General features: G+C 39.8%; 23 protein-coding genes and 2 pseudogenes. 15 read left to right on the plus strand and 10 right to left on the minus strand.

What is annotated here, in order from left to right; all coding sequences use genetic code 11:
- The first annotated feature begins 11 nt into the window (after positions 1 to 11).
- Genes DXB58_RS22940 through DXB58_RS22960 form a run of 5 tightly spaced genes read left to right on the plus strand, consistent with a single transcriptional unit; the run spans position 12 to position 3,936 of the window.
- Positions 12 to 962: a glycosyltransferase family 2 protein gene (locus tag DXB58_RS22940; RefSeq protein ID WP_004302041.1), complete on the plus strand. Its 951-nt coding sequence runs from the start codon at positions 12 to 14 to the stop codon at positions 960 to 962.
- A gap of 21 nt (positions 963 to 983) precedes the next feature.
- On the plus strand, positions 984 to 1,568 hold the full coding sequence (locus tag DXB58_RS22945; RefSeq protein WP_004302040.1) for a DUF6452 family protein: 585 nt from the start codon (positions 984 to 986) through the stop codon (positions 1,566 to 1,568).
- Complete coding sequence (locus DXB58_RS22950; protein ID WP_199488011.1) at positions 1,552 to 2,301, plus strand: DUF6048 family protein; 750 nt, start codon at positions 1,552 to 1,554, stop codon at positions 2,299 to 2,301. The genes DXB58_RS22945 and DXB58_RS22950 overlap by 17 nt, the downstream gene beginning before the upstream one ends.
- 6 nt (positions 2,302 to 2,307) lie before the next feature.
- The gene (locus DXB58_RS22955; protein ID WP_122138377.1) at positions 2,308 to 2,892 is read left to right on the plus strand and encodes a manganese efflux pump MntP family protein; all 585 of its coding nucleotides are present in this window, start codon (positions 2,308 to 2,310) and stop codon (positions 2,890 to 2,892) included.
- 30 nt (positions 2,893 to 2,922) lie between these two features.
- Positions 2,923 to 3,936, plus strand: coding sequence for an FAD:protein FMN transferase (locus DXB58_RS22960; RefSeq protein ID WP_122138378.1), 1,014 nt, complete (start codon positions 2,923 to 2,925; stop codon positions 3,934 to 3,936).
- Between the two features lie 67 nt (positions 3,937 to 4,003).
- Here DXB58_RS22960 and DXB58_RS22965 read toward each other — a convergent pair whose 3' ends face one another.
- Positions 4,004 to 4,375: a DMT family protein gene (locus DXB58_RS22965; protein WP_004304892.1), complete on the minus strand. Its 372-nt coding sequence runs from the start codon at positions 4,373 to 4,375 to the stop codon at positions 4,004 to 4,006.
- A gap of 15 nt (positions 4,376 to 4,390) precedes the next feature.
- Positions 4,391 to 5,137, minus strand: a complete 747-nt coding sequence (locus DXB58_RS22970; protein ID WP_122138379.1) for an ATP-binding protein — start codon at positions 5,135 to 5,137, stop codon at positions 4,391 to 4,393.
- Positions 5,138 to 5,320: 183 nt separating this feature from the next.
- On the opposite strand from DXB58_RS22970, the gene DXB58_RS22975 reads away from it, so the two are divergent.
- The 4 genes from DXB58_RS22975 (at position 5,321) to DXB58_RS22990 (ending at position 9,289) form a co-directional block, all read left to right on the plus strand.
- A complete protein-coding gene (locus DXB58_RS22975; RefSeq protein WP_122138380.1) occupies positions 5,321 to 6,742 on the plus strand; it encodes a tetratricopeptide repeat protein in 1,422 nt (473 codons plus the stop codon).
- A 16-nt stretch (positions 6,743 to 6,758) separates the two neighbouring features.
- Positions 6,759 to 7,229 carry an NfeD family protein gene (locus tag DXB58_RS22980; protein WP_004302021.1) on the plus strand — a complete coding sequence of 157 codons (471 nt, stop codon included), beginning with the start codon at positions 6,759 to 6,761 and terminating at the stop codon, positions 7,227 to 7,229.
- Positions 7,230 to 7,252: 23 nt separating this feature from the next.
- Complete coding sequence (floA, locus tag DXB58_RS22985; RefSeq protein ID WP_004302020.1) at positions 7,253 to 8,254, plus strand: flotillin-like protein FloA; 1,002 nt, start codon at positions 7,253 to 7,255, stop codon at positions 8,252 to 8,254.
- Positions 8,255 to 8,410: 156 nt separating this feature from the next.
- Positions 8,411 to 9,289 (plus strand): nucleoside phosphorylase, encoded by an 879-nt coding sequence (locus DXB58_RS22990; protein WP_004302019.1) that lies wholly within the window; start codon positions 8,411 to 8,413, stop codon positions 9,287 to 9,289.
- A 116-nt stretch (positions 9,290 to 9,405) separates the two neighbouring features.
- Here DXB58_RS22990 and DXB58_RS22995 read toward each other — a convergent pair whose 3' ends face one another.
- Together DXB58_RS22995 and DXB58_RS23000 are read right to left on the minus strand one after the other, a co-directional pair.
- Complete coding sequence (locus tag DXB58_RS22995; RefSeq protein WP_122138381.1) at positions 9,406 to 10,065, minus strand: NAD(P)-dependent oxidoreductase; 660 nt, start codon at positions 10,063 to 10,065, stop codon at positions 9,406 to 9,408.
- A gap of 82 nt (positions 10,066 to 10,147) precedes the next feature.
- Positions 10,148 to 12,055: a PAS domain-containing hybrid sensor histidine kinase/response regulator gene (locus tag DXB58_RS23000; RefSeq protein ID WP_122138386.1), complete on the minus strand. Its 1,908-nt coding sequence runs from the start codon at positions 12,053 to 12,055 to the stop codon at positions 10,148 to 10,150.
- Between the two features lie 134 nt (positions 12,056 to 12,189).
- Between DXB58_RS23000 and mnmE the strand changes: the two genes are divergently transcribed.
- Complete coding sequence (mnmE, locus tag DXB58_RS23005; RefSeq protein ID WP_004304880.1) at positions 12,190 to 13,587, plus strand: tRNA uridine-5-carboxymethylaminomethyl(34) synthesis GTPase MnmE; 1,398 nt, start codon at positions 12,190 to 12,192, stop codon at positions 13,585 to 13,587.
- Between the two features lie 429 nt (positions 13,588 to 14,016).
- Here mnmE and DXB58_RS23010 read toward each other — a convergent pair whose 3' ends face one another.
- From DXB58_RS23010 to DXB58_RS23025, 5 genes are all read right to left on the minus strand, one after another.
- A complete protein-coding gene (locus DXB58_RS23010) occupies positions 14,017 to 18,069 on the minus strand; it encodes a metallophosphoesterase (protein WP_122138382.1) in 4,053 nt (1,350 codons plus the stop codon).
- A 112-nt stretch (positions 18,070 to 18,181) separates the two neighbouring features.
- Positions 18,182 to 19,009, minus strand: coding sequence for a nucleotidyl transferase AbiEii/AbiGii toxin family protein (locus tag DXB58_RS23015; protein ID WP_007844359.1), 828 nt, complete (start codon positions 19,007 to 19,009; stop codon positions 18,182 to 18,184).
- Positions 19,006 to 19,632: a hypothetical protein gene (locus DXB58_RS23020; RefSeq protein ID WP_007844358.1), complete on the minus strand. Its 627-nt coding sequence runs from the start codon at positions 19,630 to 19,632 to the stop codon at positions 19,006 to 19,008. Before DXB58_RS23020 ends, DXB58_RS23015 begins: the two co-directional genes overlap by 4 nt.
- 1,396 nt (positions 19,633 to 21,028) lie before the next feature.
- A complete protein-coding gene (locus tag DXB58_RS28490; protein ID WP_309574114.1) occupies positions 21,029 to 21,403 on the minus strand; it encodes a hypothetical protein in 375 nt (124 codons plus the stop codon).
- Entirely contained in the window at positions 21,348 to 22,286 is a 939-nt protein-coding gene (locus tag DXB58_RS23025; protein WP_309299923.1) for a hypothetical protein, read from the minus strand. Before DXB58_RS23025 ends, DXB58_RS28490 begins: the two co-directional genes overlap by 56 nt.
- 102 nt (positions 22,287 to 22,388) lie before the next feature.
- Here DXB58_RS23025 and DXB58_RS28265 point away from each other — a divergent pair, with 102 nt between their 5' ends.
- The 3 genes from DXB58_RS28265 (at position 22,389) to DXB58_RS28275 (ending at position 23,398) form a co-directional block, all read left to right on the plus strand.
- Positions 22,389 to 22,574 carry a hypothetical protein gene (locus DXB58_RS28265; protein WP_050541345.1) on the plus strand — a complete coding sequence of 62 codons (186 nt, stop codon included), beginning with the start codon at positions 22,389 to 22,391 and terminating at the stop codon, positions 22,572 to 22,574.
- A gap of 287 nt (positions 22,575 to 22,861) precedes the next feature.
- Positions 22,862 to 23,065 (plus strand): hypothetical protein, encoded by a 204-nt coding sequence (locus tag DXB58_RS28270; protein ID WP_032948242.1) that lies wholly within the window; start codon positions 22,862 to 22,864, stop codon positions 23,063 to 23,065.
- A 6-nt stretch (positions 23,066 to 23,071) separates the two neighbouring features.
- Positions 23,072 to 23,398 (plus strand): transposase, encoded by a 327-nt coding sequence (locus DXB58_RS28275; RefSeq protein ID WP_255421190.1) that lies wholly within the window; start codon positions 23,072 to 23,074, stop codon positions 23,396 to 23,398.
- A gap of 511 nt (positions 23,399 to 23,909) precedes the next feature.
- On the opposite strand, the gene DXB58_RS23040 is transcribed toward DXB58_RS28275, so the two are convergent.
- Positions 23,910 to 24,134 (minus strand): hypothetical protein, encoded by a 225-nt coding sequence (locus DXB58_RS23040; RefSeq protein ID WP_122138383.1) that lies wholly within the window; start codon positions 24,132 to 24,134, stop codon positions 23,910 to 23,912.
- 522 nt (positions 24,135 to 24,656) lie between these two features.
- On the opposite strand from DXB58_RS23040, the pseudogene DXB58_RS23045 reads away from it, so the two are divergent.
- Together DXB58_RS23045 and DXB58_RS23050 are read left to right on the plus strand one after the other, a co-directional pair.
- A pseudogene (locus tag DXB58_RS23045) lies at positions 24,657 to 25,378 on the plus strand (DUF6577 family protein).
- Positions 25,375 to 25,527: pseudogene (locus DXB58_RS23050) on the plus strand (nucleotidyl transferase AbiEii/AbiGii toxin family protein); the annotation flags it as partial. The pseudogenes DXB58_RS23045 and DXB58_RS23050, both read left to right, overlap by 4 nt.
- Positions 25,528 to 25,590 lie beyond the last annotated feature (63 nt).

Here is a 25,590-nt window from a genome sequence, read left to right on the forward strand (position 1 = left end):
GTAATTAAAAAATGGATATATCAGTTGTAATCCCATTATTCAATGAAGAAGAGTCACTACCCGAACTCTATGCTTGGATAGAACGGGTAATGCAAGCCAACGGATTCTCATTCGAAGTGATTTTCGTTAACGATGGAAGTACCGACCATTCATGGGAAGTGATCGAAAAGCTTAAAGCTCAATCGGAACATGTAAAAGGTATCAAATTCCGCCGTAACTACGGTAAATCACCTGCACTCTACTGCGGATTCGCTGAAGCGGAAGGAAACGTAGTCATAACGATGGATGCGGACCTACAAGATAGTCCGGACGAAATCCCCGAACTTTACCGGATGATTACAAAGGATGGCTACGACCTGGTATCCGGCTGGAAGCAAAAGAGATATGATCCTATTTCAAAGACACTGCCCACCAAGTTGTTTAATGCTACCGCCCGCAAAGTATCAGGCATCAAAAACCTGCACGACTTCAACTGCGGACTGAAAGCCTATCGCAAAGAGGTCGTAAAACATATCGAAGTGTACGGTGAGATGCATCGTTATATACCTTATCTGGCAAAGAACGCCGGATTCAAGAAAATCGGTGAAAAGGTGGTACACCACCAGGCACGTAAATACGGCACAACAAAATTCGGACTGAACCGTTTCGTAAACGGGTATCTGGATTTACTCTCTCTTTGGTTCCTCTCCAGATTCGGCATCAAGCCGATGCATTTCTTCGGACTGTTGGGATCATTGATGTTTCTGATCGGAATGATTTCTGTCATCATCGTAGGTGCCAGTAAACTATATGCCATGTACAACGGTCTCCCCTACCGACTGGTGACCGACTCTCCCTATTTCTATTTGTCACTTACGGCAATGATTATAGGTACGCAATTATTCTTAGCCGGATTCCTTGGCGAACTCATCTCGCGCAATGCACCGGAACGGAATAACTATCAGATAGAAAAGAAAATTTGATTCACATTCAATAAACTGACTATGAAGAATTTAATTCGTATCTTTCTCATATTGACTATCATTGGCGGTGCAGTCAGCTTACACAGTGCCTGCTCGGATGAGAACGATTGCTCATTGGCAGGACGTCCGATGATGTACTGCACAATATATACCATTAATCCGGATAACCCTACTATTGCATTAAAAGACACGCTTGATTCATTAACAATCACAGCATTGGGCACCGACTCTATCATCCTGAACAATGAAAAGAATGTGCATACCCTGATGTTGCCACTACGATACACAAGTGACACTACTGTATTCATATTCAGATACGATCCCAAACGTAGAGAAAAAGATGTTGACACATTATACATTGTACAACAGAATACTCCTTATTTCCAGTCCATGGAATGTGGTTATATGATGAAACAAAATATAATCAGCGCTAAATTTGGAAAACCGGGAAGACCGGGCAACCCTCCTCCCTATGGCAACGGGCAGCCGGACCAGATAGATTCTCTTCATATAAAAAATAAAGAAGCCAATACAAATGAAATCGAGAACTTGCAGATATTCTATAATTATCGGCCAGAACGCACACCTGATGAAACGACTAATTAGTCTGCTTCTGCTCTTTTGCATTGGGCTTCCGTTGCTGGCACAACAGCAACGTCCGGCGCAAACGCCCAAAAGAGATCAGAAGAAAAAAGAGGTTGCCGAGATAGATACCATTCCGCTCTACAATGGTACGTATGTCGGTGTGGATTTATATGGCATTGGAAGCAAGCTGCTGGGAGGTGACTTTATGAGTTCTGAAGTCAGCGTAGCCGTTAACCTCAAGAATAAATTCATCCCTACCATTGAGTTTGGTATGGGAGGAACAGATACCTGGAGCGAAACAGGCATACACTATAAGAGCAAAATGGCCCCATTCTTCCGAATCGGTGTGGACTACAACACCATGGCAAAGAAAAAAGAGAAGAACAGCTACTTGTATGCAGGACTTCGCTATGCATTCAGTTCATTTAAATATGATGTTTCCACGATGCCAGCAGATGATCCTATCTGGGGAGATGTAATAGGTAACCCCAGTTTGGAAGACGATTATTGGGGAGGAAGTGTGCCATTCAGTCATCTGGGTATGAAAGGATCGGTGCAATGGCTGGAAATCGTTTTAGGCGTCAAAGTACGTATTTACAAAAATTTCAACATGGGGTGGTCAGTACGTATGAAATACAAAACCAAAGCATCTACCGGAGAATATGGAGACCCATGGTACGTGCCCGGTTACGGAAAATTTAAATCGAGTAACATGGGAATCACTTATTCCCTTATTTATAAATTGCCTCTTTAGAATACAATGACAGGACTAGAGATTTGGCTGCTTGCAATAGGTCTGGCGATGGATTGTTTCGCTGTCTCAATTGCAAGCGGTATTATTTTGAAACGTACCCGATGGAAACCCATGCTAGTCATGGCTTTTGCTTTCGGCTTTTTTCAGGCAATCATGCCATTTATCGGATGGATGTGTGCAAAGACATTCAGTCATCTTATAGAAAGTGTAGACCATTGGATTGCTTTCGCGATCCTTGCCTTCTTAGGCGGACGAATGATTTTAGAATCTTTCAAAGAAGAAGAAGAATGTTGTAAACTGTTCAATCCGGCAAATCCGAAAGTGGTATTGACCATGGCAATAGCCACAAGTATTGATGCATTGGCAATCGGCATTTCCTTTGCCTTTCTGGGAGTTCAGGACTATACCGAAATCCTTCCTCCTATCAGCATCATCGGGTTTGTTTCATTTGTCATGTCACTCATCGGTCTGATCTTTGGTATCCAATGTGGCTGCGGCATCGCCCGAAAACTGAAAGCAGAGTTATGGGGAGGTATCATTCTAGTCATTATCGGACTAAAGATATTAATTGAACATTTATTTCTTCAATAAAACGAGTTTTCTCATCAAATAGAAGAGCGTATGAAAACAAAGAAAAGTTTCCTTTGGCTGGCTTTCCTGATTTTGGCAACTATCTGGATATTAGTCAGACATAATCAACAAGTTGACTATTACAGTGTCAAAGGTTTAGTGTTTGGGACAGTATATAAGATTACTTATCAGCATGATGGTGATTTAAAACCGGAAATAGAAGCTGAACTGAAACGCTTCGACCAATCTTTATCTCCATTCAATGACAGTTCTGTTATCAGTCGCGTCAACCGCAATGAAGAGCTGGTGACTGATAGTTTTTTCCAGAAATGTTTCCATCGCTCGATGGAAATTTCCCGAGAGACAAAGGGTGCTTTCGACATTACAGTGGCCCCTCTTGCCAATGCTTGGGGATTCGGTTTCAAAAAAGGTGCTTTTCCTGATTCATTAATGATAGACAGTCTGTTACAAATCACCGGATATGAAAAAGTGAAAATGGATAACGGCAAAGTTATCAAACAGGATCCTCGTACCATGTTAAGTTGTAGTGCCGTTGCCAAAGGGTATTCGGTAGACGTAATTGCACAACTGCTCGACCGTAAGGGAATAAAAAACTATATGGTAGATATAGGAGGCGAGGTGGTAGTGAAAGGGAAAAATCCTTCCAAAGGCTTATGGCGCATTGGAATCAATAAACCCATCGACGATTCACTGGCCGTAAACCAAGACTTACAGACAATTCTTGAGATAACAGATTTAGGCTTGGCTACTTCCGGAAACTATCGTAATTATTATTATAAGGATGGGAAGAAATACGCCCATACGATTGACCCTAGAACTGGCTATCCGGTACAACACAATATCTTGTCCTCTACGGTAATCGCCAAAGACTGTATGACTGCCGACGCCCTTGCCACCGCCTTCATGGTGATGGGACTGGAAGAAGCGGAAGCTTTCTGCAAAGCGGATACAACGATTGACGCCTACTTTATCTATAGCGGAGAAAATGGAGAGTTCAAGACTTATTATACGGAGGGAATGAAAAAATACATAACTACTCCGTAATATATATATTTTATACAAATAGAGGTTCTACTTGAGAAAACAGAACCTCTATTCAATTGGCAAATATCTATTTCATAAACACGAAATACACTGCTGCAATCAGACAGACAAATGCAGCCAGATGATTCCAATGTAAAGCTTCACCTTTAAAGAAGATGGTAGTGAACACTGTAAAAATAACAAGTGTTATTACCTCTTGAATGACTTTTAGTTGCATCAATGAAAACGGGCCTCCATTACCTATAAAGCCAATGCGATTGGCCGGTATCTGACAGGAATATTCAAAAAAGGCGATCGCCCAGCTGAACGCAATCACACCGATCAGCGGAAGAGCTGCGAACCAACTGTACTCCTGTTTCATCTTTAAATGCCCGTACCAAGCAAATGTCATAAAGACATTAGATACGATCAGCAACAAAATGGTATAGAATCCTTTCATAACAATCTATTCAAATTAATCTATTTTATCTGGTAATAATTCTTCCTGTACATTAGTCATACTGCTCCAAAGGCTATAACGAGCTTCCGGGTTCATCGCTTCCAACTGCCGTAAAATTCCTTTCATATCACTCCGGCTGGACTGCGATTCATAAGGACAATTCTTCACTTGCTTCTGATAATGACGCAAAATCGCCAATTCTACCAAATCAGCTTCATGAACCAGACACATCGGACGAATAATTGTCATATCAAACTTCTTCATCACCAACCGGGGCGGCATTGTACTGAAAGCTCCCTGATAAGTGATATTCATCAATAAAGTTTCCAAAATATCATCCATATGGTGACCGAGAGCGATTTTATTGCATCCGTGTTCCTTGGCAACTGTGAACAGGGCTTTCCGACGGTTCCATGAACAGAGGAAACAGGGAGATTTACGTGTGTCGGTAGCAGGATCAAAGGCAGTCTCATACTGCACAAAGGTAACTCCATACGCTTCACAGTGCGCTTTTAAATATTCCGTATCACTCTGATAAGGAATATTCTTCATCACTACATGGACGGCAACGACAGAAAAGCGAGGTTTATAGATACGTGCGCGTCTCCCCAATAGTTCCACAAGCGCCAACGAATCTTTTCCTCCCGACAGTCCGATAAGGATTTTGTCTCCTTCTTCTATCAATCCATATTGCACCACTCCTTTGCTAAACCGCCGTTCAATGCGGCGAATGGTTTTCTCTTCTTCCGTAAATTGTGTCATATCTTTGAAAATCGGCTGCAAAAGTAAGCGAAAAGAATGATTTAAAGAAGAATTAACATAATAGAATCACTGAAAAAGGGTTTATTTCTAATAAATTTGTACTTTTGAACAATTGATAAATGGACCGGTGCCCGAAAGCAGCAATGTTTTCAATCTACCCGTCACTCATAAACGCTCAAAACGATGAAAGGAAAATATATTCTATTTTTAATTTGCAGCCTCTTCCTTTGCGAAGTCTCTGCACAAACGTTGGAACAGGCACGCACCTTATTTACCAAAGGTGAGTACGAACAAGCCAAACCAGTTTTTAAGAAGTATGCTAAATCACAACCGTCGAACGGGAATTATAATTATTGGTATGGCGTATGTTGCCTGAAAACCGGAGAGGCGGAAGAGGCGGTGAAACCTCTTGAAATAGCGGTAAAGAAACGTATCACCGGTGGACAACTCTATTTGGGACAAGCATATAATGAGACGTACCGCTTTGAAGACGCTGTGAACTGCTTTGAGGAATATATCGCAGATTTAAGTAAACGTAAAAAAACGACGGAAGAAGCAGAAAAGCTTCTGGAAAAAAGCAAATCCGACCTCCGTATGTTGAAGGGAGTTGAAGATGTATGTATCATCGACAGTTTCGTTGTGGACAAAGCGACTTTCCTGAACGCTTATAAGATTAGCGAAGAATCGGGCAAGCTCTTTACTTTTAATGAGTTCTTCAAGACAGAAGGAGATCATCCGGGAACTGTTTATGAAACAGAAATCGGAAATAAAATTTATTATAGCGAAAAGGGTGAGAAAGGTAATCTTGACATCTTTTCAAAGAACAAGTTGTTGAATGAATGGAGTGACGGACGCCCGTTACCGGGTAGTATTAATGCTTCCGGCAATGTGAATTATCCGTTTGTCCTATCAGATGGAGTCACCGTTTATTACGCCAGCGATGGCGAGGGACTGGGTGGCTATGATATTTTTGTCACTCGCTACAACACGAATACCGACACTTATCTTGTTCCGGAGAATGTGGGTATGCCGTTCAACTCGCCGTACAACGATTATATGTACGTCATTGATGAATACAACAACCTCGGATGGTTTGCTTCCGACCGTTTCCAACCGGAAGGAAAGGTATGCATTTATGTATTCATTCCTAACACTTCCAAACAGACTTATAATTATGAAGCAATGGAGCAGCAACAGATCATTCGTCTGGCGCAGATTCATTCGCTAAAAGAAACCTGGAAGGATAAACAAGCGGTTACCGAAGCACTGCAACGATTGGAAGCTGCTATCAGTCATAAACCCAAAGAACGCCGTGCCATGGATTTTGAGTTTGTCATTGACGACCATATGACTTACTATCTGATGAGCGACTTTAAATCCGCAAAAGCCAAGACACTTTTCCAACGCTATCAGCAGATGGAAAAAGACTATTATCAACAAGAAGAAAAGCTGAACAGCCTTCGTCAACAATATGCCGGTGCCAACCAACAGGGAAAAGCAAAAATGGCTCCTGCCATTCTCGACCTTGAAAAGCGGATACTGCAAATGTCCGAAGAACTGGATGCTCTCGAAGTGAATGTACGTAATGCAGAAAAAACAAAATAAATAATAACTCTGAACTATGGATATACTCATTATCGCCGTTCTCATTATTGCCGCAGTCATACTGTTCCTGGTAGAACTGTTCGTCATCCCAGGCATTAGCCTGGCCGGAATTTCTGCATTGGTTTGCATCCTGTATGCCAACTACTATGCGTTCGACAATTTAGGTATGGCAGGAGGATTTGTCACTCTTGGCATATCAGCGGTTGCCTGCATCGGATCACTGATTTGGTTTATGCGATCGAAGATGCTGGACAAACTGGCGTTGAAAAAAGATATCGATTCAAAAGTAGACCGTAGCGCAGAAGATAGCGTCAAAGTGGGTGATACAGGAATCAGTACTACCCGCCTCGCACAAATCGGTTATGCCGAGATTAACGGAAAAATTGTAGAGGTAAAGTCAATAGACGGATTCCTCAATGAGAAGACTTCGATAATCGTAAGCCGCATCACCGACGGTACAATCATGGTTGAGAAACACAAAGAATAATATTCACTTAATACAAATTATCAATGGAAACATCCTTGTACTTACCTATACTTCTGATTGTTGGAGGTATTATTTTCCTAATACTATTTTTCCATTATGTGCCGTTCTTTTTATGGTTGTCGGCCAAAGTATCAGGTGTCAACATCTCGTTGATACAACTATTTCTGATGCGTATACGTAATGTTCCGCCATATATCATTGTGCCGGGAATGATCGAGGCCCACAAAGCTGGATTAAAAAACATAACCCGTGATGAACTGGAGGCCCATTATCTGGCGGGAGGACATGTGGAAAAAGTAGTCCATGCCTTAGTATCTGCATCGAAGGCGAATATCGAATTGTCATTTCAAATGGCAACTGCTATCGACCTTGCAGGACGTGATGTATTCGAAGCAGTGCAGATGTCTGTAAATCCTAAAGTTATTGACACCCCTCCTGTTACAGCCGTTGCCAAAGATGGTATTCAGCTGATAGCTAAAGCCAGAGTAACAGTACGTGCCAGTATCAAACAATTGGTCGGTGGTGCAGGTGAAGATACGATCCTTGCCCGTGTAGGTGAAGGTATCGTTTCGTCTATCGGTTCTTCTGAAAACCATAAATCGGTATTGGAGAATCCGGATTCTATCTCTAAACTTGTACTTCGTAAAGGTCTGGATGCAGGAACTGCTTTCGAGATCCTGTCTATTGATATTGCGGACATCGACATAGGTAAGAACATCGGTGCGGCTCTGCAAATCGATCAGGCTAATGCAGATAAGAATATTGCACAGGCAAAAGCTGAAGAGCGCCGTGCTATGGCAGTAGCTTCCGAACAGGAAATGAAAGCAAAAGCACAGGAAGCTCGTGCAAAAGTGATTGAGGCAGAAGCTGAAGTTCCTAAAGCAATGGCTGAAGCTTTCCGCAGTGGAAACTTAGGCATCATGGATTATTACCGTATGAAGAATATCGAAGCTGATACTTCCATGCGTGAGAATATCGCCAAGCCTACAACAGGCAATGCTGGCAATCAGCCATTGAGCAAATAATCTATCACAAACGCCGGAATCCGATTTCATTTCAGTCGCAAGACGTTCTCTCCTTTCCTATGGAAAAAGAAAGAGACTTCTTCTGAACTTAAATCCGGTTCCGGCGTTTCTATTTATAGATACAATCCTATTATAAAACTAAAACCTTTCAATGACATGAAAAAGTACTTTCCATCCTCTGAATTAATAATCAATGAAGACGGTTCAGTATTCCATCTTCACGTAAAACCCGAATGGTTGGCAGATAAAGTAATCCTAGTAGGTGACCCCGGACGTGTAGCACTCGTAGCTTCTCATTTCGAAAACAAAGAATGTGAAGTGGAAAGCCGCGAATTCAAAACCATCACGGGTACTTACAAAGGTAAACGAATTACGGTAGTCTCTACAGGAATCGGTTGCGATAACATCGACATCGTAATGAATGAATTGGATGCACTCGCCAATATCGACTTTGTCACCCGCGAAGAAAAGGATCAGTTCCGCCAACTGGAATTAGTGCGTATCGGCACATGTGGCGGTCTGCAACCCAATACGCCTGTCGGAACTTTTGTCTGTTCACAAAAGTCCATCGGTTTCGATGGGTTACTGAATTTCTATGCCGGACGTAATGCCGTATGCGATTTGCCTTTCGAACGTGCTTTCCTCAATCACATGGGTTGGTCGGGAAATATGTGCGCTCCTGCTCCTTACGTCATTGATGCCAGTGAAGAATTGATCGACCGGATCGCCAAAGATGACATGGTACGTGGAGTGACAATCGCTGCCGGAGGTTTCTTCGGTCCCCAAGGACGTGAACTGCGTATCCCATTAGCAGACCCGAAACAGAATGATAAGATTGAAGCGTTCGAATATAAAGGTTACAAAATTACCAACTTCGAAATGGAAAGTTCGGCTTTGGCAGGACTTAGCCGATTGATGGGACACAAGGCAATGACCGTCTGCATGGTGATAGCCAACCGACTTATCAAAGAGGCCAACACCGGATATAAGAATACAATCGATACGCTGATTAAGACAGTACTTGACAGGATATAAATCTATATTCAGGAGGATTAAATTGTAATCGAAAGAATAAAATTGCAATTAAAAGAAGGTATAATGGCTTGAATCTTTCACTGATAATATGTGTGGATTCAAGCCATTGTTTTTTATTAATAACCAATCGTAAATCTCTCCTGATGATGTTTCGGATATTCCAGTTCATCAATCATGGCGGCGGCATAATCTTCAACAGAGATATGGCTGTTTCCTATAATATCTACAATCATATCATCTTTTCCCAACCGATAACGTCCTGTACGTACTCCCGGACGCATATCCGCTGCCGGAGAGAAAAATACCCAGTCTATTTCTTTTTCTTTCTTTAAAAAGTTCAGATAAAACTCTCCTAGAGCTTTCACTCCCGGCAATATATTTTCGGGTACTTCACCGGAATCCATCAGACGCAAGCCCGGAGCGATAAACAAAGAACCGGCACCGCCCACCATCAAAAAGCGATTAACACCCGCTTTCTTCACTCCATCAATAATGGTCAGATAAACTTTGATTGTTTCATCGTATATATCAGGATTATTCCATCCCGGATTGAATGCACTAATAACCGCATCTGCACCTTTACAAACGGCAGCCACTTCATCAAGCGCGGAGACATCGGCTTTCACCACTTTCAGATTTTCATTCTCTATCTTTATCTTTTCCGGATGACGAACCACTGCCGTAACCTCGAAACCACGATTCAATGCTTCATTCAGAAGGGCAGAGCCCACAAAGCCGCTTGCCCCGATAAGGACTATCTTTTTCACTTTCTCCATATTCTAATATATTATAATGTTACTACTATATAATAAATAACACCACAACATTCAGAATGTTAGCTCTCTTTTAGAAAATTAATTATCCGATATAAGATTCTATTGTCTCTTTCAACCTTTCCAAAGAATAGGGTTTTGAGATAACAGCGTTACATCCTGCCTGAATAGCCTGTTGCTGTTCAGTATAGAAAGCATACGCGGTCACTGCGATAATAGGTACAGTCAAAGAAATTGTACGGATCTTTTCAGTGGCTTGAATACCGTCCATGATCGGCATACGGATATCCATCAGAATCAAATCCGGCTTTTCGCGAATGAAACTATTGATGGCTTCCTGTCCGTTGCGTACCCACGAAATAATATATTCCTTATTCAGAAGAATATTAAGTTGGGCAAAGTTCGACTCAATGTCTTCTACCACCAATATCTTTTTACGTTTATCCTCATCGACATTCTTCTTATGCGGAAGTCTTCTTTCGACAACCTCCTTCGGTATTTCCTGATAGGGTAAATAGAGTGCAAACACACTCCCCTGCCCTAATTCTGAAGTTACTTCGATACGGCCGCCCAGTCGTTCTACAATGCTTTTACAAATTGAAAGCCCTAATCCGGTGCCTTGCACAAAATCATTCAGTTTTTCAAAACGGGTGAAAATTTGAGGGAGTTTCTCTTTGGATATACCGCAACCCGTATCGCTGACATACAGTTTCAGCCAGGGTCCTTCATGTTTCAAGCCTAAAGTAATGCTTCCCTTTTCCGTATTTTTAATCGCATTCGACAAGAAGTTGAACAATACTTGCATCACACGGTTACGATCGGTAGAAGTCCAGTATTCCCCTTCGGGACGAATCACTTTCAATTCTACATTCGACTTCATCTTCAGCTGGTGCACTTTTTCCACTTCTTCCACTAGTCCCGCAATCTCAACCTGTTGGAAATGCATTTCCGATTTACCGGATTCAATACGGGAAAGGTCTAAAATATCATTAATCAACTGCAGTAACAAGTTACTGTTTCTCTGGATAATCTCCAGATACTCCCTTTTCTCTTCTTCACCCTCCGTCACCGCAATAATCTCCGAAAAGCCAACAATAGCATTCAACGGGGTACGAATCTCATGACTCATATTCGCCAGAAAAACCGACTTCATCTTATCGGCATCTTCCGCACGACGTTTGGCTTCAATCAATTCCTGCGAACGCTGAATGCGATCTCCAATATCATGTATCAATGCCAACACTCTGTTCCCTTCAAAAGGAGCGATACGTGCCTGAAAATAATGTACTCCCCCATCCACTTCAACCGGATATTCTATTTCTTTCAACTGTCCGTCCTGCAGGCACTCGCGAATGTTACAAATGAACAAGTCGCTAACCTCCGGTGAATAAATAGATCGTCCATCTGCCCCGCGTAGCACTTCCACAGGGTGAAGCAATATCGTTCCCGGTGCCATCAGGACATCAGTAATAAAGAAATTATCATCAAAAATAAAAATGAATTCCGGCAGTGCTTCAATAATTTTGCGGTTATATTCTTCCAGATATTTGATATGTTGCTCTTTTTCGCATTGTGAAGTGACATTCACCGTGTACGCCATCACTTTACCCGGATGGCTTTTACAACTCTCTTTATAGGATAGAAAATGATCTTCCAGCCAAATCACTTTTCCCTGTTCACCAATACAACGAAGTCTGATTTGTGAAGTCTTAGAGTCTGATGAAAGCATCTCTGCAAAAGCCTGCTTATAAGCTTCAGCATCGTCCGGATGAACAAACCGATAGAAACTATCAATATCTTCAAAAAGGACTCCGGCATTCTTCAAACCAAGTGTAGAGAAATAGTCGTCAGAAAAAGAGCATTTGCCCGTAATGATATCATATTCCCACAAAGCTATTTGATGAGCTGCAAGGACAGAAAGTATTTCTTGTGAGTTCTCCCGTATGAGTTCACTCTTTTCATTGGAAGAATATAAATTAATCGCTGGTTCCATAAGCATTATTGTTTTATTTTGTTTGGTGTACCACTGCACGGCAGCAAATATAAACAAATAAAGCACAAGTTGTGCTCAATTTTCTGTTTTTTACTTAGAAACAATTATCTTTGCTCATCCAAAAAGAAAAAACAATGATTCAAGATACTATCTGCGCCATCGCTACCGCTCAAGGCGGTGCTATCGGAAGCATCCGCGTTTCCGGTCCGGAAGCTATTTCTATTACCGGCAGCATCTTCAAGCCAGCCAAAGCTGGCAAATTATTAAGCGAACAAAAACCATATACTTTGACATTCGGGCGTATTTATGACGGAGATGAGATGATTGATGAAGTGCTCGTCAGCCTTTTCCGTGCTCCTCATTCGTATACGGGAGAAGACAGTACGGAAATCACGTGTCATGGTTCCACTTATATTCTTCAACAGGTGATGCAGTTGCTTATTAAAAATGGTTGCCGCATGGCCCAACCGGGAGAATATACGCAACGTGCTTTCCTCAATGGAAAGATGGATTTAAGTCAGGCAGAAGCTGTGGCGGACTTGATTGCTTCTTCATCTGCTGCCACTCACCGATTGGCAATGAGCCAGATGCGGGGTGGATTCAGTAAAGAGCTGACAGATCTACGCAACAAGTTGTTGAATTTCACTTCCATGATTGAATTGGAGCTGGATTTCAGCGAAGAGGATGTGGAATTTGCCGATCGTTCGGCATTAAGGAAGCTGGCAGATGAAATTGAACAGGTCATTTCGCGGTTGGCTCATTCATTTAGTGTCGGCAACGCTATTAAGAATGGTGTTCCCGTAGCTATCATCGGTGAAACAAATGCCGGAAAATCGACTTTACTGAATGTATTATTGAATGAGGATAAAGCCATTGTCAGTGATATTCACGGGACAACACGTGATGTAATCGAAGATACTGTCAATATCGGAGGAATCACTTTCCGGTTCATTGATACCGCCGGAATCCGGGAAACCAATGACACGATTGAAAGTTTGGGTATTGAACGTACTTTTCAGAAGTTAGATCAGGCGGAGATTGTTCTTTGGATGGTAGATGCTGTGAATGCCGCCTCTCAAATTGAACAGTTATCGGAGAAGATAATTCCACGTTGCGAAGGAAAACATTTGATTGTTGTATTCAATAAGGCTGATTTGATTGAAGGTAAACAGAAAGAGGATTTATTATCTTTATTAAAAGACTTCCCCAAAGAATCTACGGAATCTATTTTCATCTCGGCCAAACAACGGGAGAATACAAGTGAGTTACAAAAAATGCTTATTGATGCAGCACACTTGCCTACAGTGACACAGAATGATATTATTGTAACAAATGTAAGGCATTACGAAGCTTTAAATAAAGCTTTGGAAGCTATTCATAGAGTACAAAACGGACTTGATTCGCAGATTTCTGGGGATTTTCTTTCGCAAGACATACGAGAGTGTATCTTCTTCATTTCGGACATAGCGGGTGAGGTTACGAATGACATGGTACTTCAAAATATCTTTCAACATTTTTGCATCGGGAAATAGCAAAATTTAAACCGCTTATTATCAGCTGATTACAAAATACACCTTGGAAAATTCAATAATAATAAAATCAACCACCATATAGCTAATAATCAGCATTTTATATACATAAAGAAACCTAAAATACCGTATTAAATTTTATAATTTTGTCCCCAGTTTGTCCTCTAAAAGTCAGACTGGGGACAAAATTATGTCCCTCAAACAAAAATCAAAAACAATAGTAATAACTCCTTGAAGCAGAATACAGATATGGCAAAGAAAGCGATAACCAAGAAAGAGCTCGTTAAACTTAGAGAAAAGAAGCTGACAAATGGGAAACATTAGCCTGTGCCTTAACATTTATCGTAATGGAAAAAGACCAAGGAATATTTAAAACTGTACCTTAGAGCCTGTTTAAATTTTACACTACCGACTATCCCTATAACAAAAAGATCACCTATCCATCCAATCCTCCTGTGAGTCATTAAGTTTAACTAGTTTATTTACATGATTACTAACGACAAGCATCGTATGATTTGCCTGATTTATCGTTCCTTCATACTTTTCAATATGTGGGAGCCCCTTTTCTCGAAGGAACTTGTAATCTTTGAATTCGTTAGGAGCTGTTAGAATTTTAGCCTTCCAAAAATCAGTCACAAAATGATTAATAATAGGTTTTATCTCTTTACCCAAGATTTGAATCAATTGTTTCTCCAACATAGGCAAAAGTGCAATTAGAAGTGAGAATGCATAATCTGCCTCACTCTGATAAGCTGTCATCAGATAAGCACAAATATAGACAACATAGTTATCATTCATGTCCAACTTATTAATTTCCGCTATATAGTCTTTATCATACGAAGGTCTATCAAACACAGATTTCACAAGTTCAAATTTTTCAGAATTATTCACCGGATGATAATTGTCCAATACCTTCTTAATGAGTTTCAAACCACTATCATCTCCACGAAGATTCTGACCAAGCGACGCCATTAGAAGAGGCACTATACGAAACTCAACAAACTCAAAGTCTGCATTTTCTTTATGCAGTTCAGGGTGATTCTCATAACTAATGCGCTGCGCTTCACATGTATGATTAATTACAAAAAGTATGGCATCTTTATCATTATCCTCAATAAAATATGGTAATAACAGGAAGAGTAGATAATGAATCTCGCGAACTTCGCCTCTTTTCTTGCATGCGTCCAGTGTTCTATGCGCCCATTCACGAGCCAAATCCCTTAAGCCGACCATTTTACACAGCTGACACATCTGATAACTGGATGTATAGATACGGTCTTCGCTATATAGATCATCAAATGAACTTAAGTCATTTTCAGTGAACATCCCATGACGAGGAATCGCTTGATCTTTAGGCATAGGTTTGTTATCCAAATCACACTGATACTTTATTATTAGACACCCTAATAAACAGATAAAACTCTTGGCAAATTTTTCTTTGCCATCTTGAAGGTCATTCGTGACAAAACGCACACATTCTGATAGTTTTTCAACAGCTTTCTGTCTATTGCCCGCACACCAATATGTATATGACAACTCTCCTATGCACTGATAGTATTCATATATATCTATACGATGTTTAACATCAGAAACATATTGTAGTGCCTCTTCAAGTTCTTTTACTGCCGCATTAATATTAGTCTCAGCCAGAACGTATGCCATCATCTGCTTAACATGCAACATAATATTGGGAATCAACTCGGTATCTGCAATCGAAAGTGACCTTTTAAAGTAATCAAGAGCATGACCATGTACTTCAGCAACATCTCGGAAGTAGCTATTCCCCATTGAACCATTCAAAATCAACTGCGCAAATGGCAATTCCTCATACTTAGAATACTTGCTTTCATATAGCGACCGAGCTTCTTCATAACGGTGTTCAGAGTTAAAAATCTCCATAATTGCAAAAACACAAGCGATAGCAAGTTCTGAACAGCGCTTAAGTTCTGCTTTTGCCAAAATTCTGAATAATATTTCCACACGATCATTAACGGGTTCACCCACTAAATGATACCTCCAAAGTCGTTCTATTGCAAGATAACAACACTCGCAAATTACATAGTCGTTATGTGAGTATTCAACATCATCTGCCTTGAATACATCAAGCCAGTTAATGAAAGCTTGTTCATTAGACAAAAGCAGAAGGAAAAACCAAATGTTATTATCAAAAACAGGTTTTACATCTCCAATAGTCTTTAATAGTTTGTTGTCATCACCTTTACTTTCCAGGTATCGATGATAATGTGACAACCCACCCTCAATGTCACCTTCCATCCAGCAAATCATTGTAATCATGCTACTATAGAACGGTATTTTTTCTGCATCAGTACATTTAGAGACATTGTCTTTTAAATCCTTTATCAAGAATGATCGTTGAGTTGCACTCAGATCTTTGATAAGTGCAATTTGAAGATAACGTACTCCTATCTTGACATCAATAGACATTCCCTCGGGTAAGGGGACATCCATCCATAATTTACAAAGGAGGCTTCCATGTGGCAATTCTCCAATATCATCCAATTTCATTAAGATTGTAATGTACATTCTTCCAGCATTGTCATCTGCACCACCTCTAATACTGTATAGGATATAATTCAATACATCATGTTCTCCAAGTACTTTTTTCTTAGTCAAAATACCTTCTGCCAATACTAAATTGGCATCTTTGAAAGTCTGTTCTGACACATCGGGCTTCCATAATTTACTGATAAGTGGGTTCGTTTTAAAACAATTATCTAAAGACATTACCCATGTAGGAATCAATCCATTTAAGCGCATTCTTGGCTCTTCAATAGATGGAGTAATTTCGGCTAATTTGCAGGCATCTTCTTCCGTGAAACTTCCATTCACTATCAGCAAACGATTTAGCAATGCACGATCTGTTGTATCTGGTAACAATGTCCGCATTAATTCAGCCATTGTTCTACTCAGATTATAGTCAAAACTATAAGCTAAAAGATTGGAAAAATGTTTTTCATCTAATTGCCAATGATTAGCTTTCAAATATTCGCAAAGTGTTCGCACAAGAGCAGGATGTCCACAACTATGTGCATAAATGAACATATGTGGGTTCTGCTCTGGTCCATACGTATCAACAAGTTCTTTGGTTTCAGTTAGTGTTAATAAAGGTACTTCAATCTGAAAAACTCTTCTATCATCAAGCCCTGATAAATTTAGATTTAATGCTCCGGAGCTAACCAACACACTTTCACCTCCCTTTCCTTCCTGTAGCAGTATTTTTACCTTATTTTCCAAATCCGTCTGCAGAACAGAATCATATATGGCAGTCTTTGGCCTGTGCTGATGTATTTGTGCTGCTAAAGTCGACTTTCCTATTTTCAAAGAACCAAAAATCACGAGTATTTTACCATCATTCAATGCATTAAGGCAACGATTCAACAAAGCTGTACGTTCTATGATATTATCGCTCTGAATTACAGGAAGCAACGGCTCCTGCTGAATTAAATCTACATTAACGTCTCTTAATGTAAGGCCGTTCATCACTTGTTTCAAATCTTGAGGAATAGCGGTCGTATCATTTAATTTAGAACTTAAATTTATGGAAAAAACATCTTGAGGCGTGTTCTCCAAATCAACATAAGGATACTTAGCCCAACCTTCTTCAAACCATGTATGCGCATTTACAAAACACTTACAAGTTGTCGGGTCGTATTGTCCTAAAAGGACCGAAGAACGCACACCTTGTTCATTGCGCAGAACACCCGCTTGTAAAGAATAGATATAATGAACTTTCTGTAGAACTTGGTCATGTTCGTGACCAGCCAGCCATAGGCGAACTCCATTATGTTGCAGCATCGTCGAGAGTACTTTCTTCTCTCCTTGCAGAAACGAAGTAACCGGATAATGGCTAAGCAATATAGTAGGCTTATTCTTATTAAGCGTATGTATTGCATCATATAATAACTTTGTACCAACGAACAAGTCGTTATGTTCCTGTCCGCTGGTGTATGCTAAGTTGGTATCTACATGCAGAATATTGAAATGCTCTGTCTCTATATTAAAATGCGGCATTTTCGGATTGCCATATAATTTCAGTCGGTCTGCGTCGTATATTTTGCTAAGAAAAGAAAGAAAATCTTTCTCTCCTGTCATAATGACCGACAGGTCTTCTGGCTCTATAATGCCATTATCCGGGTGATAGTATCCTTTGCCATCATAGAATACTTTCCTGATAACATCATGACGACCATCAACATCTCTATCCACATCATGATTACCAGGAACTATATACAATCTATCTACTGACGTTTGAACAGCTTCGCATATTGAAATCAAATATGCTGCCATATCATCAGTAAATAAATGGGGATTTACATTCGCTGTTCGGATATCACCCGTACAGAATACATAATCACATTTTACTCCCAGCCTTTTCAAGTAGATAGGTAATTCATCGCGCATTATGTTCGTTATGGTACCTCCACTCCCTAAATGCAAATCAGATATATGCAGCCAATTAACCATAATTGTCGTTGTTATTTAGTTCTTTGTTATTTTTTTTCATATTCGTAATACCCTTGGATTGTGTGATAGAAAAGGTTCTTTCCACTTCATACCCCCTCTATTTCACCCAACATTATCCCATTCTTACCATCCCTGCCAACTGTACAAAATAATCATTTGACCAAATATCAAGTTCCTTTGGATTGCGTACGAAAGGCAATACATCTTCTTTCACTTGTTTTATATCAGCTGTAGAGAGACGCTCAATGAGTTTCTCTTTGAATAACTCTGGAGTAATATCCTCATTGTTAAACTGCTTGCATCGTTCTGCCAAATGAGTAAAATCTAACGGAACATTATGGCGTACATACCATTCAAAATCGTACCAATCACGACCTTTGACTCTATTCTTCCACACACGATAGACCAGTGCGTGCATCTTGCCTGCAAACAAGTCTGGAAGTGTAAAACAACGGGACATAAATGAATGTGGCTGAAGCAATAGCTTTTGTTCCGTCTTGAAGTTCAACGGTGGACAAGTATCTACTTCAATCTTTATCTTTATTGACTTTTCTGTTTGGAAAGTCACATCATACACATCGGTATTATCTTTAAGAAATGCCGATTCGACTTTTCCGAAATTCTTCTTATCTTTTTTCTTTATTTCAACCTCACGACCTACCATTGTAAAGGCGTCAATGATAGCAGGGAAATATTTCGTAAAATTGAACTTATCATCTTGCATAAGTAGTGAGAAATCCATATCCTCACTGAAACGCTGCAAGCCATGAAAGATTCTCAAGCAAGTTCCGCCATAGAACGCAGCTGACTCAAAGAAGCCTCCAGCATACAGGCCTGCAAGTATCATTTGTTGGTTAACTTCAAATATGGCGTTTCTCTTATGTTGCTCCGTTGTTAAATCATAAAGGGAGAGCATATTGTCGAATATTTCATTTTTCATCGCCTTAAGAATTTTAAAAGTGTCGAAATTGAATCAGCCTTTTTACCCACATGAATATAATCTTCAAATATGGTTGCATCCATCTTATAGAACTCATCCATATCCATACGAATATCCTGCTCAAAATATATCTCTACATCCTTCATATAACGAAGAATGACTTTTGAGGAATTGGCAATCAAATCGCACAAAGCCTTTTCCGGTGATGCAATAAGAAATGCATAGTCACCTTTATTCATACTTCTTACTCCTATCGAAAATGCCTTTCTTGAAATATATTTGTAGTCATAACTGCCGACTGGAGTTTGAAAGCTTCGGGGATGTTTTACTGTCATCGATTGATGAACATATACAGCCTCGGGGATAAGTCCATAATATCGTAGTGCAGTAGACATTGAAATATATGAAGGTGTATAGAGATGATTGGCTATCAACTCACTTGATAGAGCCTTTCCAGAATACTCGGGGTTGATCACATAAAGTCCTCGCTTCAATCTGATGATAACCCCTTGTTTTTCGAGCCAGGTTACTTTCTTATTAGCAGACTTAAGTTCCGGATATAACGATTCAATGATTGAAGTCGTTACTGGAATGGTTCCTATTTCACTTAATTTTCTATCCATACTGCAAATATAGCAATTATTTGAACAATAAAAGAAATAATACTTCTTTTTCTATTCAGAATATTACTATCAAGCTATCTTAAGAAATAGATATAGTCATACGCAACATTCATAATCTTCGAAGTATTGCCTGCCAAAAAAAGAAAAGGCTCTGTATCTTTTGGTAGGCAAATAGTTTGGTTTAGAATTTTGATAGATATACAATAAACAAGACTAAACTTCTATACATAAGAGGTGACGAAAGAAAAGAGGTACAAAGAGCAAATACACCGCTTCAAATCATGAGAGACACGAGGGACAAAGGAGATTTGACAGGCTCCTTAACCACGTATTTCAAAAATGAAAATGTATTAGTGTTTTCTTTGCAGATTGTCTCTATTTTTTTGTCCCCCGTTTGTCCCCCGGTATGAAAAACCTCCAAATGCATATCTGATTATCAATATGTTACGATTTTATAATACATATTGCATTGGTGAGTGGATTAACGTATTAATAATCATATGGTTATATAATAGCAACTTGTAATTTTCTGATAGAAAATAACTTATATAGATATAAAATAAACTGTTTTGAGAACCATATTTTCTCTTTTTAGCTTATGTTTTCCACATTTTTGTCCCCAGTTTGTCCCCTATAGTGGCATCGGGGGACAAAATTATGTCCCCCGATGTATTTTTGAGATTTTCTCTATAAAATCTGTCAAAATCATAAATATTTGATGTCTGAATAATATTTTTTATTTCTCAGTCTCGAACATATTCAATTTTTATAACACTGATAAACAGATATATACATTAAAAAATATTCGGAACGGAAATTACGACAGATGATATTCTATTATAAAAACAAATAACATTCTATTGAAATATTTGTCTTTACTCTTATATATTAGCATCTACGGCTTCAAGTTTAAAGAAATTGACCTTTGATGCACTAACAAAATATTTCAGTATTGCCTTATGACTTATTATTTTGTGGTTGAAGGCTATATCTATTCAAGTAAGAACATAGACAATTTTTCTTACAATTATTCAATATACAGATATGCAAACATATTATTGACATATAAATGAAGTCATAAAAAATAAGATATTGTAGCGTTCTTGGGTTATTTTCTTGTATGATTTCTGCTAAAGAAAATATTAAGCAGTCCAGACCAACTTTCCTATACAACGAAGTAAGTCTGTCAATGATACTTTCATACGAGCAAAATAAAATTCCTGTTTTTAGAATATTCTACCTTCTTACTTATCAATGCAGAAGATGTTTGATTCAATCCAACATATTAAAATTCGTTTTTCAAATATGAAATTATACAAACTATCGGCACTATGTCAAATTTGTGCTAATAATTTGCATATTGCCGCTTAGCTTGTAGATTTTCAAATACACTCGTTTAATGAATTCTTATTCTTGCCTCTGGCTGCCATTCTATAAGTGAAACAATCGCATGGTATTGCTCCTGAGTCATAGCCGAATTGCCATCACCCAAGCATTCATATTCCCACGGCAGCTCATAGACAGTACCCTCTTCACACAGTATTCTTAGGAGCTTCTCTGCGTCGTATATCAGTAGTGGCACTCCTGCCTTATATAAGGCGGTAGCTACTTCAATGGTTAATCCAGCATTGGCAGAATAACTGTTGGAAACAACAATTTTCAACCCCTGCTGCCGGTCATTTGAGGCAAAGACATTCAGACGCGAAAGTCCCAGTTCACCGTAATGGTCCGTTGCAAAACTGCATGAAATCCTCCGGTCTGTCAATGTCATACATTTCCGTCACATCCACGAACTTCTTCCGCTTGTAATAGGCCACATCACGCAACTCTTCCAGAACATCCTGTGAATCTGTATAGATGAGCCCACTGAATCCCCGTTTCCTGTAATAATCTTCATATACCTCGTTGGCAATACGGTAATAAGTACAACACCTTCGGATGGTCATGGTTTCCCAAAGAGGGGCGGAATGCCCGTGTACTGAGTCTTCCAAAGCCTTGATGGCCGTTTCATACTCTTCCACCTCGATTTTGAAATTCGGTACTATGTGGTTAAATTCCTTTTGTGCAATACGTCCTGTACGCTGCTGGTATGGCAGATTGCGTGCCACATAATCATTAGACCCGCCGGGATTCGCAACAACTACATCAATCATCCGTTGCAAATAGTCGAAGAAACGAGTTAGGTTCTCCCTGCACCACGTATCATCTGGCTCTACATCCGAACACTTGGAGCGATTCGTAATGATAAAGCGAGTATGTTTCTGATCTGTAACACGAATTGACCAAGAATCCCCGTATAAGCTCGAAGCGACATAGAACCACTTGGTCTCCATCGGGTTGAACGCAAGCCAGTCCACAAGGAATGCCTCCCGACTGCCATACTCGCCCGAAGCAATCAACTCCTCAGCACCGCCCCACTCTTCCGGCGTAGGCCATAGCACCTCGATATAGAATCCCCGATACTTATCGTCACCCATTGCGGCCAGCCGCTCTAACCGATGTTGAATCTCAACCATTCGTTCAAGCATATCGCCACCAACGATAATCTCCCATTGGCGGCTTTCGCCCAACTCCTCCAAATGCGAGGCATTCAGATCAATCTCCTTTGCCAAATCGGCAAGGAGTCTTCTATCTATGATCTTTCTTTCGTCCATCCACACTTTTTTTCTAACACACAATTAATTAAGTGATCTAAAATATTTTTATATTCAGCACAAAATATTAATATCGTATCATGTCATTGTAAAATGTAAATCATGAAACATATAAAAGTGCTCGAATTAACCGAGGCTGATCGCCTCAAACTGGAGAAAGACTATCAAAATGACCCTACTCATAACTATCGTATCAAATGCAAATCCATATTGTTGAAGTCATCTGGAAAATCTGCATCGGAAATAGCTGAAATTTTTAATGTGACAATCCCAACAATATATGCATGAATAAAACGTTATAAAGAAAGTGGTATCAAAGGTTTGGAAACACGTCCCGGTCAAGGTCATAAGCCTATTATGGACTGTTCCGACGAGGAATTAGTCCGTAAGGCTATAGAAGAAGATCGTCAGAGTGTTTCAAAAGCGCGTGAGGTCTGAGAAAAGGCTTCCGGCAAAAAAGCCAGTGACATAACTTTCAAACGTTTTTTAGGAGCATTGGTGCAAGATATAGGCGAATAAGAAAACACCCAAGGGGTATCCCCTCACCGCAACTCCACGCATATAAGAAAGAGAAGTTGCAAGAACTTGAATGTCTTGATTCCAAAGGGAAAATTGAACTTTATTATGCAGATGAGAGTCATGTATGTACCGATGGTTATGTACCTTACGGTTGGCAGTTCAAAGATGAGAATGTCTATATTCCATCCGAGAAAACTGCAAGACTTAATATCTTTGGCATGATAACCCGAAGAAATCAGTATAAAGGCTTTCTGGCATAGAAATCCATCAATGCAAAAAAACTTGTGGATTATCTTGACAGGTTCTCTTTTGAGATAAAGAAGAAAACGGTGGTTATACTTGACAATGCTTCTGTCCATAGAAACCGGAAGATAAAGGAACTGAGAAAGATATGGGAGGATAGAGGATTATATCTTTTCTATCTTCCAACATACTCTCCGGAACTTAATCTTGCCGAAACTCTATGGCGTATATTGAAAGGCAAATGGATAAGACCTGCTGATTACAATACTAAGGACTCGCTTTTTTATTGTACAAACAGGGCACTTGCATCTGTTGGTACGAATTTATATGTGAATGACTCATACATATAAAATTAATTTTGAATAGTTACTTATCCAACTAATTAGGTTTTTTCCCGCTATCAGAGACAATTAATTGGTCAGTATCTACTGAAATAGTAGAATAAATACTTTTCATTGGCATCGGTTTTCATACCCTTTAGAATATCTTAAAACATTTCCTTACAATGCGCCATTATACCGAAGTGTAATGAGTCAACTTTTTTCAGGACAAGACACTATTGACCTTCCTTGATTTAGGTTGATACTTTTAGAGAAGTTTAACCCATATTGTTTACACTGTCACGGACTGGCTTTACAGTCGGAGTTTGTATCTCTAAAAGTCTTTATGCTATCTTCTCCCGGTTCGCACCGTCGGCCGTGTTCCCTCTATCCAAACGTACAAGTACGGCGGGTTGTCTGCGTTACGAAGGTAGGCTCCTGCCGGATGAATTGTCGTTGCTTCCATATCTATCAATTTTTCATTTCACTTCACATTTCTTTGTTCTTTTCGTGAGGACTAAACTGCGCCGTTAATGTCCGTTCAGAGTTTCGGGATTGTACCGCTCTTGTATAAAACTCCGTCCCGATAATAGGAGACAATGCCCAGTTTCAACCCCATGCTGTCATAGACTACATACTTGATATAATTGCGGTATTCCTCCCCTGAAAAGTTCTTACCGCAGATGTTGTTAAAAATCATGGGTACGGAAAAGCCGTCCTCGCTCGACAATACAACTTTGTCGCCTTGTTTAATTTCTTCTACCATAACAGTTTGTTTTTGAGTGGTTAAACTTTGAAGCTGTTTTTTCTTTCCCTGCTTTCGCTTTGCTTCGCAGGTCTGTTTTTCAGCTTTTTAAGGCAGGAAATGGATAAAGTGGAGCATAAAAAGCCAAACCCGGATAGAAAACCGACCGTGCAACCGTCTGTTTTCGTTATCCGAATGAAATGCGGCTTGGCGTTATGCGCTTTGTCCTACCTTTGCCGACGAAAAGAGAAAACCAGACCTACCAGCAAACGGGTAAAACCTGAGTCGTACAATAGGGATAAGTCAGTGTATGGTATAAAAAGAAGTAGACACCTGCAAAATATCGGCACTGTTTTCAATTAGTGCCGATATTTTGCAAATAATAAAGTTGGCAATACTATCGAGTGGAGTTATAAAATGAACAAATGCAAGACGATTAATTGGCTTTGATTGCTGTATTTCAAGATTGCAAACAACAAATTTTCGGCACTATTTCTATTTAGTGCCGAAAATTTGCTATTTTTGCAACGTAAAACAAGTGATATGGCTAACGAAACAACGACATCCATACTTGAATATGCTGACACCCATCTTAAATTCAGCATGGAAGATTTGTTTGCCTATCTTCACAAAAAGATTGGCATAAACAAGTCTTCCCTGGCATGGTATTTATTCAAGCTCGTGAATGAAAACAAGTTGGTCAGAACCGGGCGTGGAATGTATGCCAGAATTTTGAAACCGTCCTTTGCCCCGCAACCGGCAGAGGAAGTGAAAGAAGTTTATGATTTGCTGACAACCCATTTCCCGTTCGCCAAATTTTGCATCTATCAGGGAGAGATTATCGCACCGTTGCAGCATCACCTTTCACCCAACCGCATTATTTATGTGGAAACGGATAGAGGTACAGCAGAAACCGTTTTCCATCTTCTGAAAGACGATTACCAAGATGTTTATCTGCGGCCGAACAAAGAGATGATATACCGGTATGTAGATATGGACAGCCGTGTTTTTATAGTGAAAATCTTGTATCAGAAGCTCCCTTACAGCACATATCGGGCGTACCTATGCCCACGTTGGAAAAACTATTGGTGGACATATTGAGAGATGTGGACTTCTTTTATCTGCAAGATAGTGAAAGCGAACGTATCATAGAAAATGCCTTTAATCTGTATGCAATCAATCGAAGCCGACTTTTCAGATATGCCGGCAGACGTAAAGTGAAAGAAGAATTATCAACAATCTTAGAAAATTTGAATATAGTATGATAAAGAAAGAGTGTTTCACGACAGAATGGATTGAACGAGTTTCGTCCGACCTACACTACAACGACAAGAATCTCATTGAAAAAGTAATCCGTGCCTTGTCACTGCTTGAAATGCTGGTAGAGGCAGGCTGTCCTTTGGTTTTCAAAGGCTTATGTATAGCTATACATAACCATTTTTATAAAAACAGTCTGAAACCAACTTAAGGTGAGTCA

It is taken from the genome of Bacteroides sp. OM05-10AA, from assembly GCF_003439055.1.
In the GTDB taxonomy this organism is placed as follows: Bacteria; Bacteroidota; Bacteroidia; order Bacteroidales; family Bacteroidaceae; genus Bacteroides; species Bacteroides intestinigallinarum.

What these genes read in the sequence shown, in the direction of transcription:
- DXB58_RS22950 (WP_199488011.1), top strand. Translation starts at nt 1,552, where the DNA reads ATGAAACGACTAATTAGTCTGCTTCTGCTCTTTTGCATTGGGCTTCCG.
- DXB58_RS22995 (WP_122138381.1), bottom strand. Translation starts at nt 10,065, where the DNA reads ATGGAGAAAGTGAAAAAGATAGTCCTTATCGGGGCAAGCGGCTTTGTG.
- DXB58_RS23000 (WP_122138386.1), bottom strand. Translation starts at nt 12,055, where the DNA reads ATGGAACCAGCGATTAATTTATATTCTTCCAATGAAAAGAGTGAACTC.
- DXB58_RS23025 (WP_309299923.1), bottom strand. Translation starts at nt 22,286, where the DNA reads ATGGACGAAAGAAAGATCATAGATAGAAGACTCCTTGCCGATTTGGCA.
- floA (WP_004302020.1), top strand. Translation starts at nt 7,253, where the DNA reads ATGGAAACATCCTTGTACTTACCTATACTTCTGATTGTTGGAGGTATT.
- DXB58_RS28265 (WP_050541345.1), top strand. Translation starts at nt 22,389, where the DNA reads ATGAAACATATAAAAGTGCTCGAATTAACCGAGGCTGATCGCCTCAAA.
- DXB58_RS22980 (WP_004302021.1), top strand. Translation starts at nt 6,759, where the DNA reads ATGGATATACTCATTATCGCCGTTCTCATTATTGCCGCAGTCATACTG.
- DXB58_RS22955 (WP_122138377.1), top strand. Translation starts at nt 2,308, where the DNA reads ATGACAGGACTAGAGATTTGGCTGCTTGCAATAGGTCTGGCGATGGAT.
- DXB58_RS22990 (WP_004302019.1), top strand. Translation starts at nt 8,411, where the DNA reads ATGAAAAAGTACTTTCCATCCTCTGAATTAATAATCAATGAAGACGGT.
- DXB58_RS22940 (WP_004302041.1), top strand. Translation starts at nt 12, where the DNA reads ATGGATATATCAGTTGTAATCCCATTATTCAATGAAGAAGAGTCACTA.
- DXB58_RS28490 (WP_309574114.1), bottom strand. Translation starts at nt 21,403, where the DNA reads ATGACATTGACAGACCGGAGGATTTCATGCAGTTTTGCAACGGACCAT.
- DXB58_RS23010 (WP_122138382.1), bottom strand. Translation starts at nt 18,069, where the DNA reads ATGGTTAATTGGCTGCATATATCTGATTTGCATTTAGGGAGTGGAGGT.
- DXB58_RS23020 (WP_007844358.1), bottom strand. Translation starts at nt 19,632, where the DNA reads ATGGATAGAAAATTAAGTGAAATAGGAACCATTCCAGTAACGACTTCA.
- DXB58_RS22960 (WP_122138378.1), top strand. Translation starts at nt 2,923, where the DNA reads ATGAAAACAAAGAAAAGTTTCCTTTGGCTGGCTTTCCTGATTTTGGCA.
- DXB58_RS22970 (WP_122138379.1), bottom strand. Translation starts at nt 5,137, where the DNA reads ATGACACAATTTACGGAAGAAGAGAAAACCATTCGCCGCATTGAACGG.
- DXB58_RS22945 (WP_004302040.1), top strand. Translation starts at nt 984, where the DNA reads ATGAAGAATTTAATTCGTATCTTTCTCATATTGACTATCATTGGCGGT.
- DXB58_RS23040 (WP_122138383.1), bottom strand. Translation starts at nt 24,134, where the DNA reads ATGGTAGAAGAAATTAAACAAGGCGACAAAGTTGTATTGTCGAGCGAG.
- DXB58_RS23015 (WP_007844359.1), bottom strand. Translation starts at nt 19,009, where the DNA reads ATGAAAAATGAAATATTCGACAATATGCTCTCCCTTTATGATTTAACA.
- mnmE (WP_004304880.1), top strand. Translation starts at nt 12,190, where the DNA reads ATGATTCAAGATACTATCTGCGCCATCGCTACCGCTCAAGGCGGTGCT.
- DXB58_RS22975 (WP_122138380.1), top strand. Translation starts at nt 5,321, where the DNA reads ATGAAAGGAAAATATATTCTATTTTTAATTTGCAGCCTCTTCCTTTGC.
- DXB58_RS22965 (WP_004304892.1), bottom strand. Translation starts at nt 4,375, where the DNA reads ATGAAAGGATTCTATACCATTTTGTTGCTGATCGTATCTAATGTCTTT.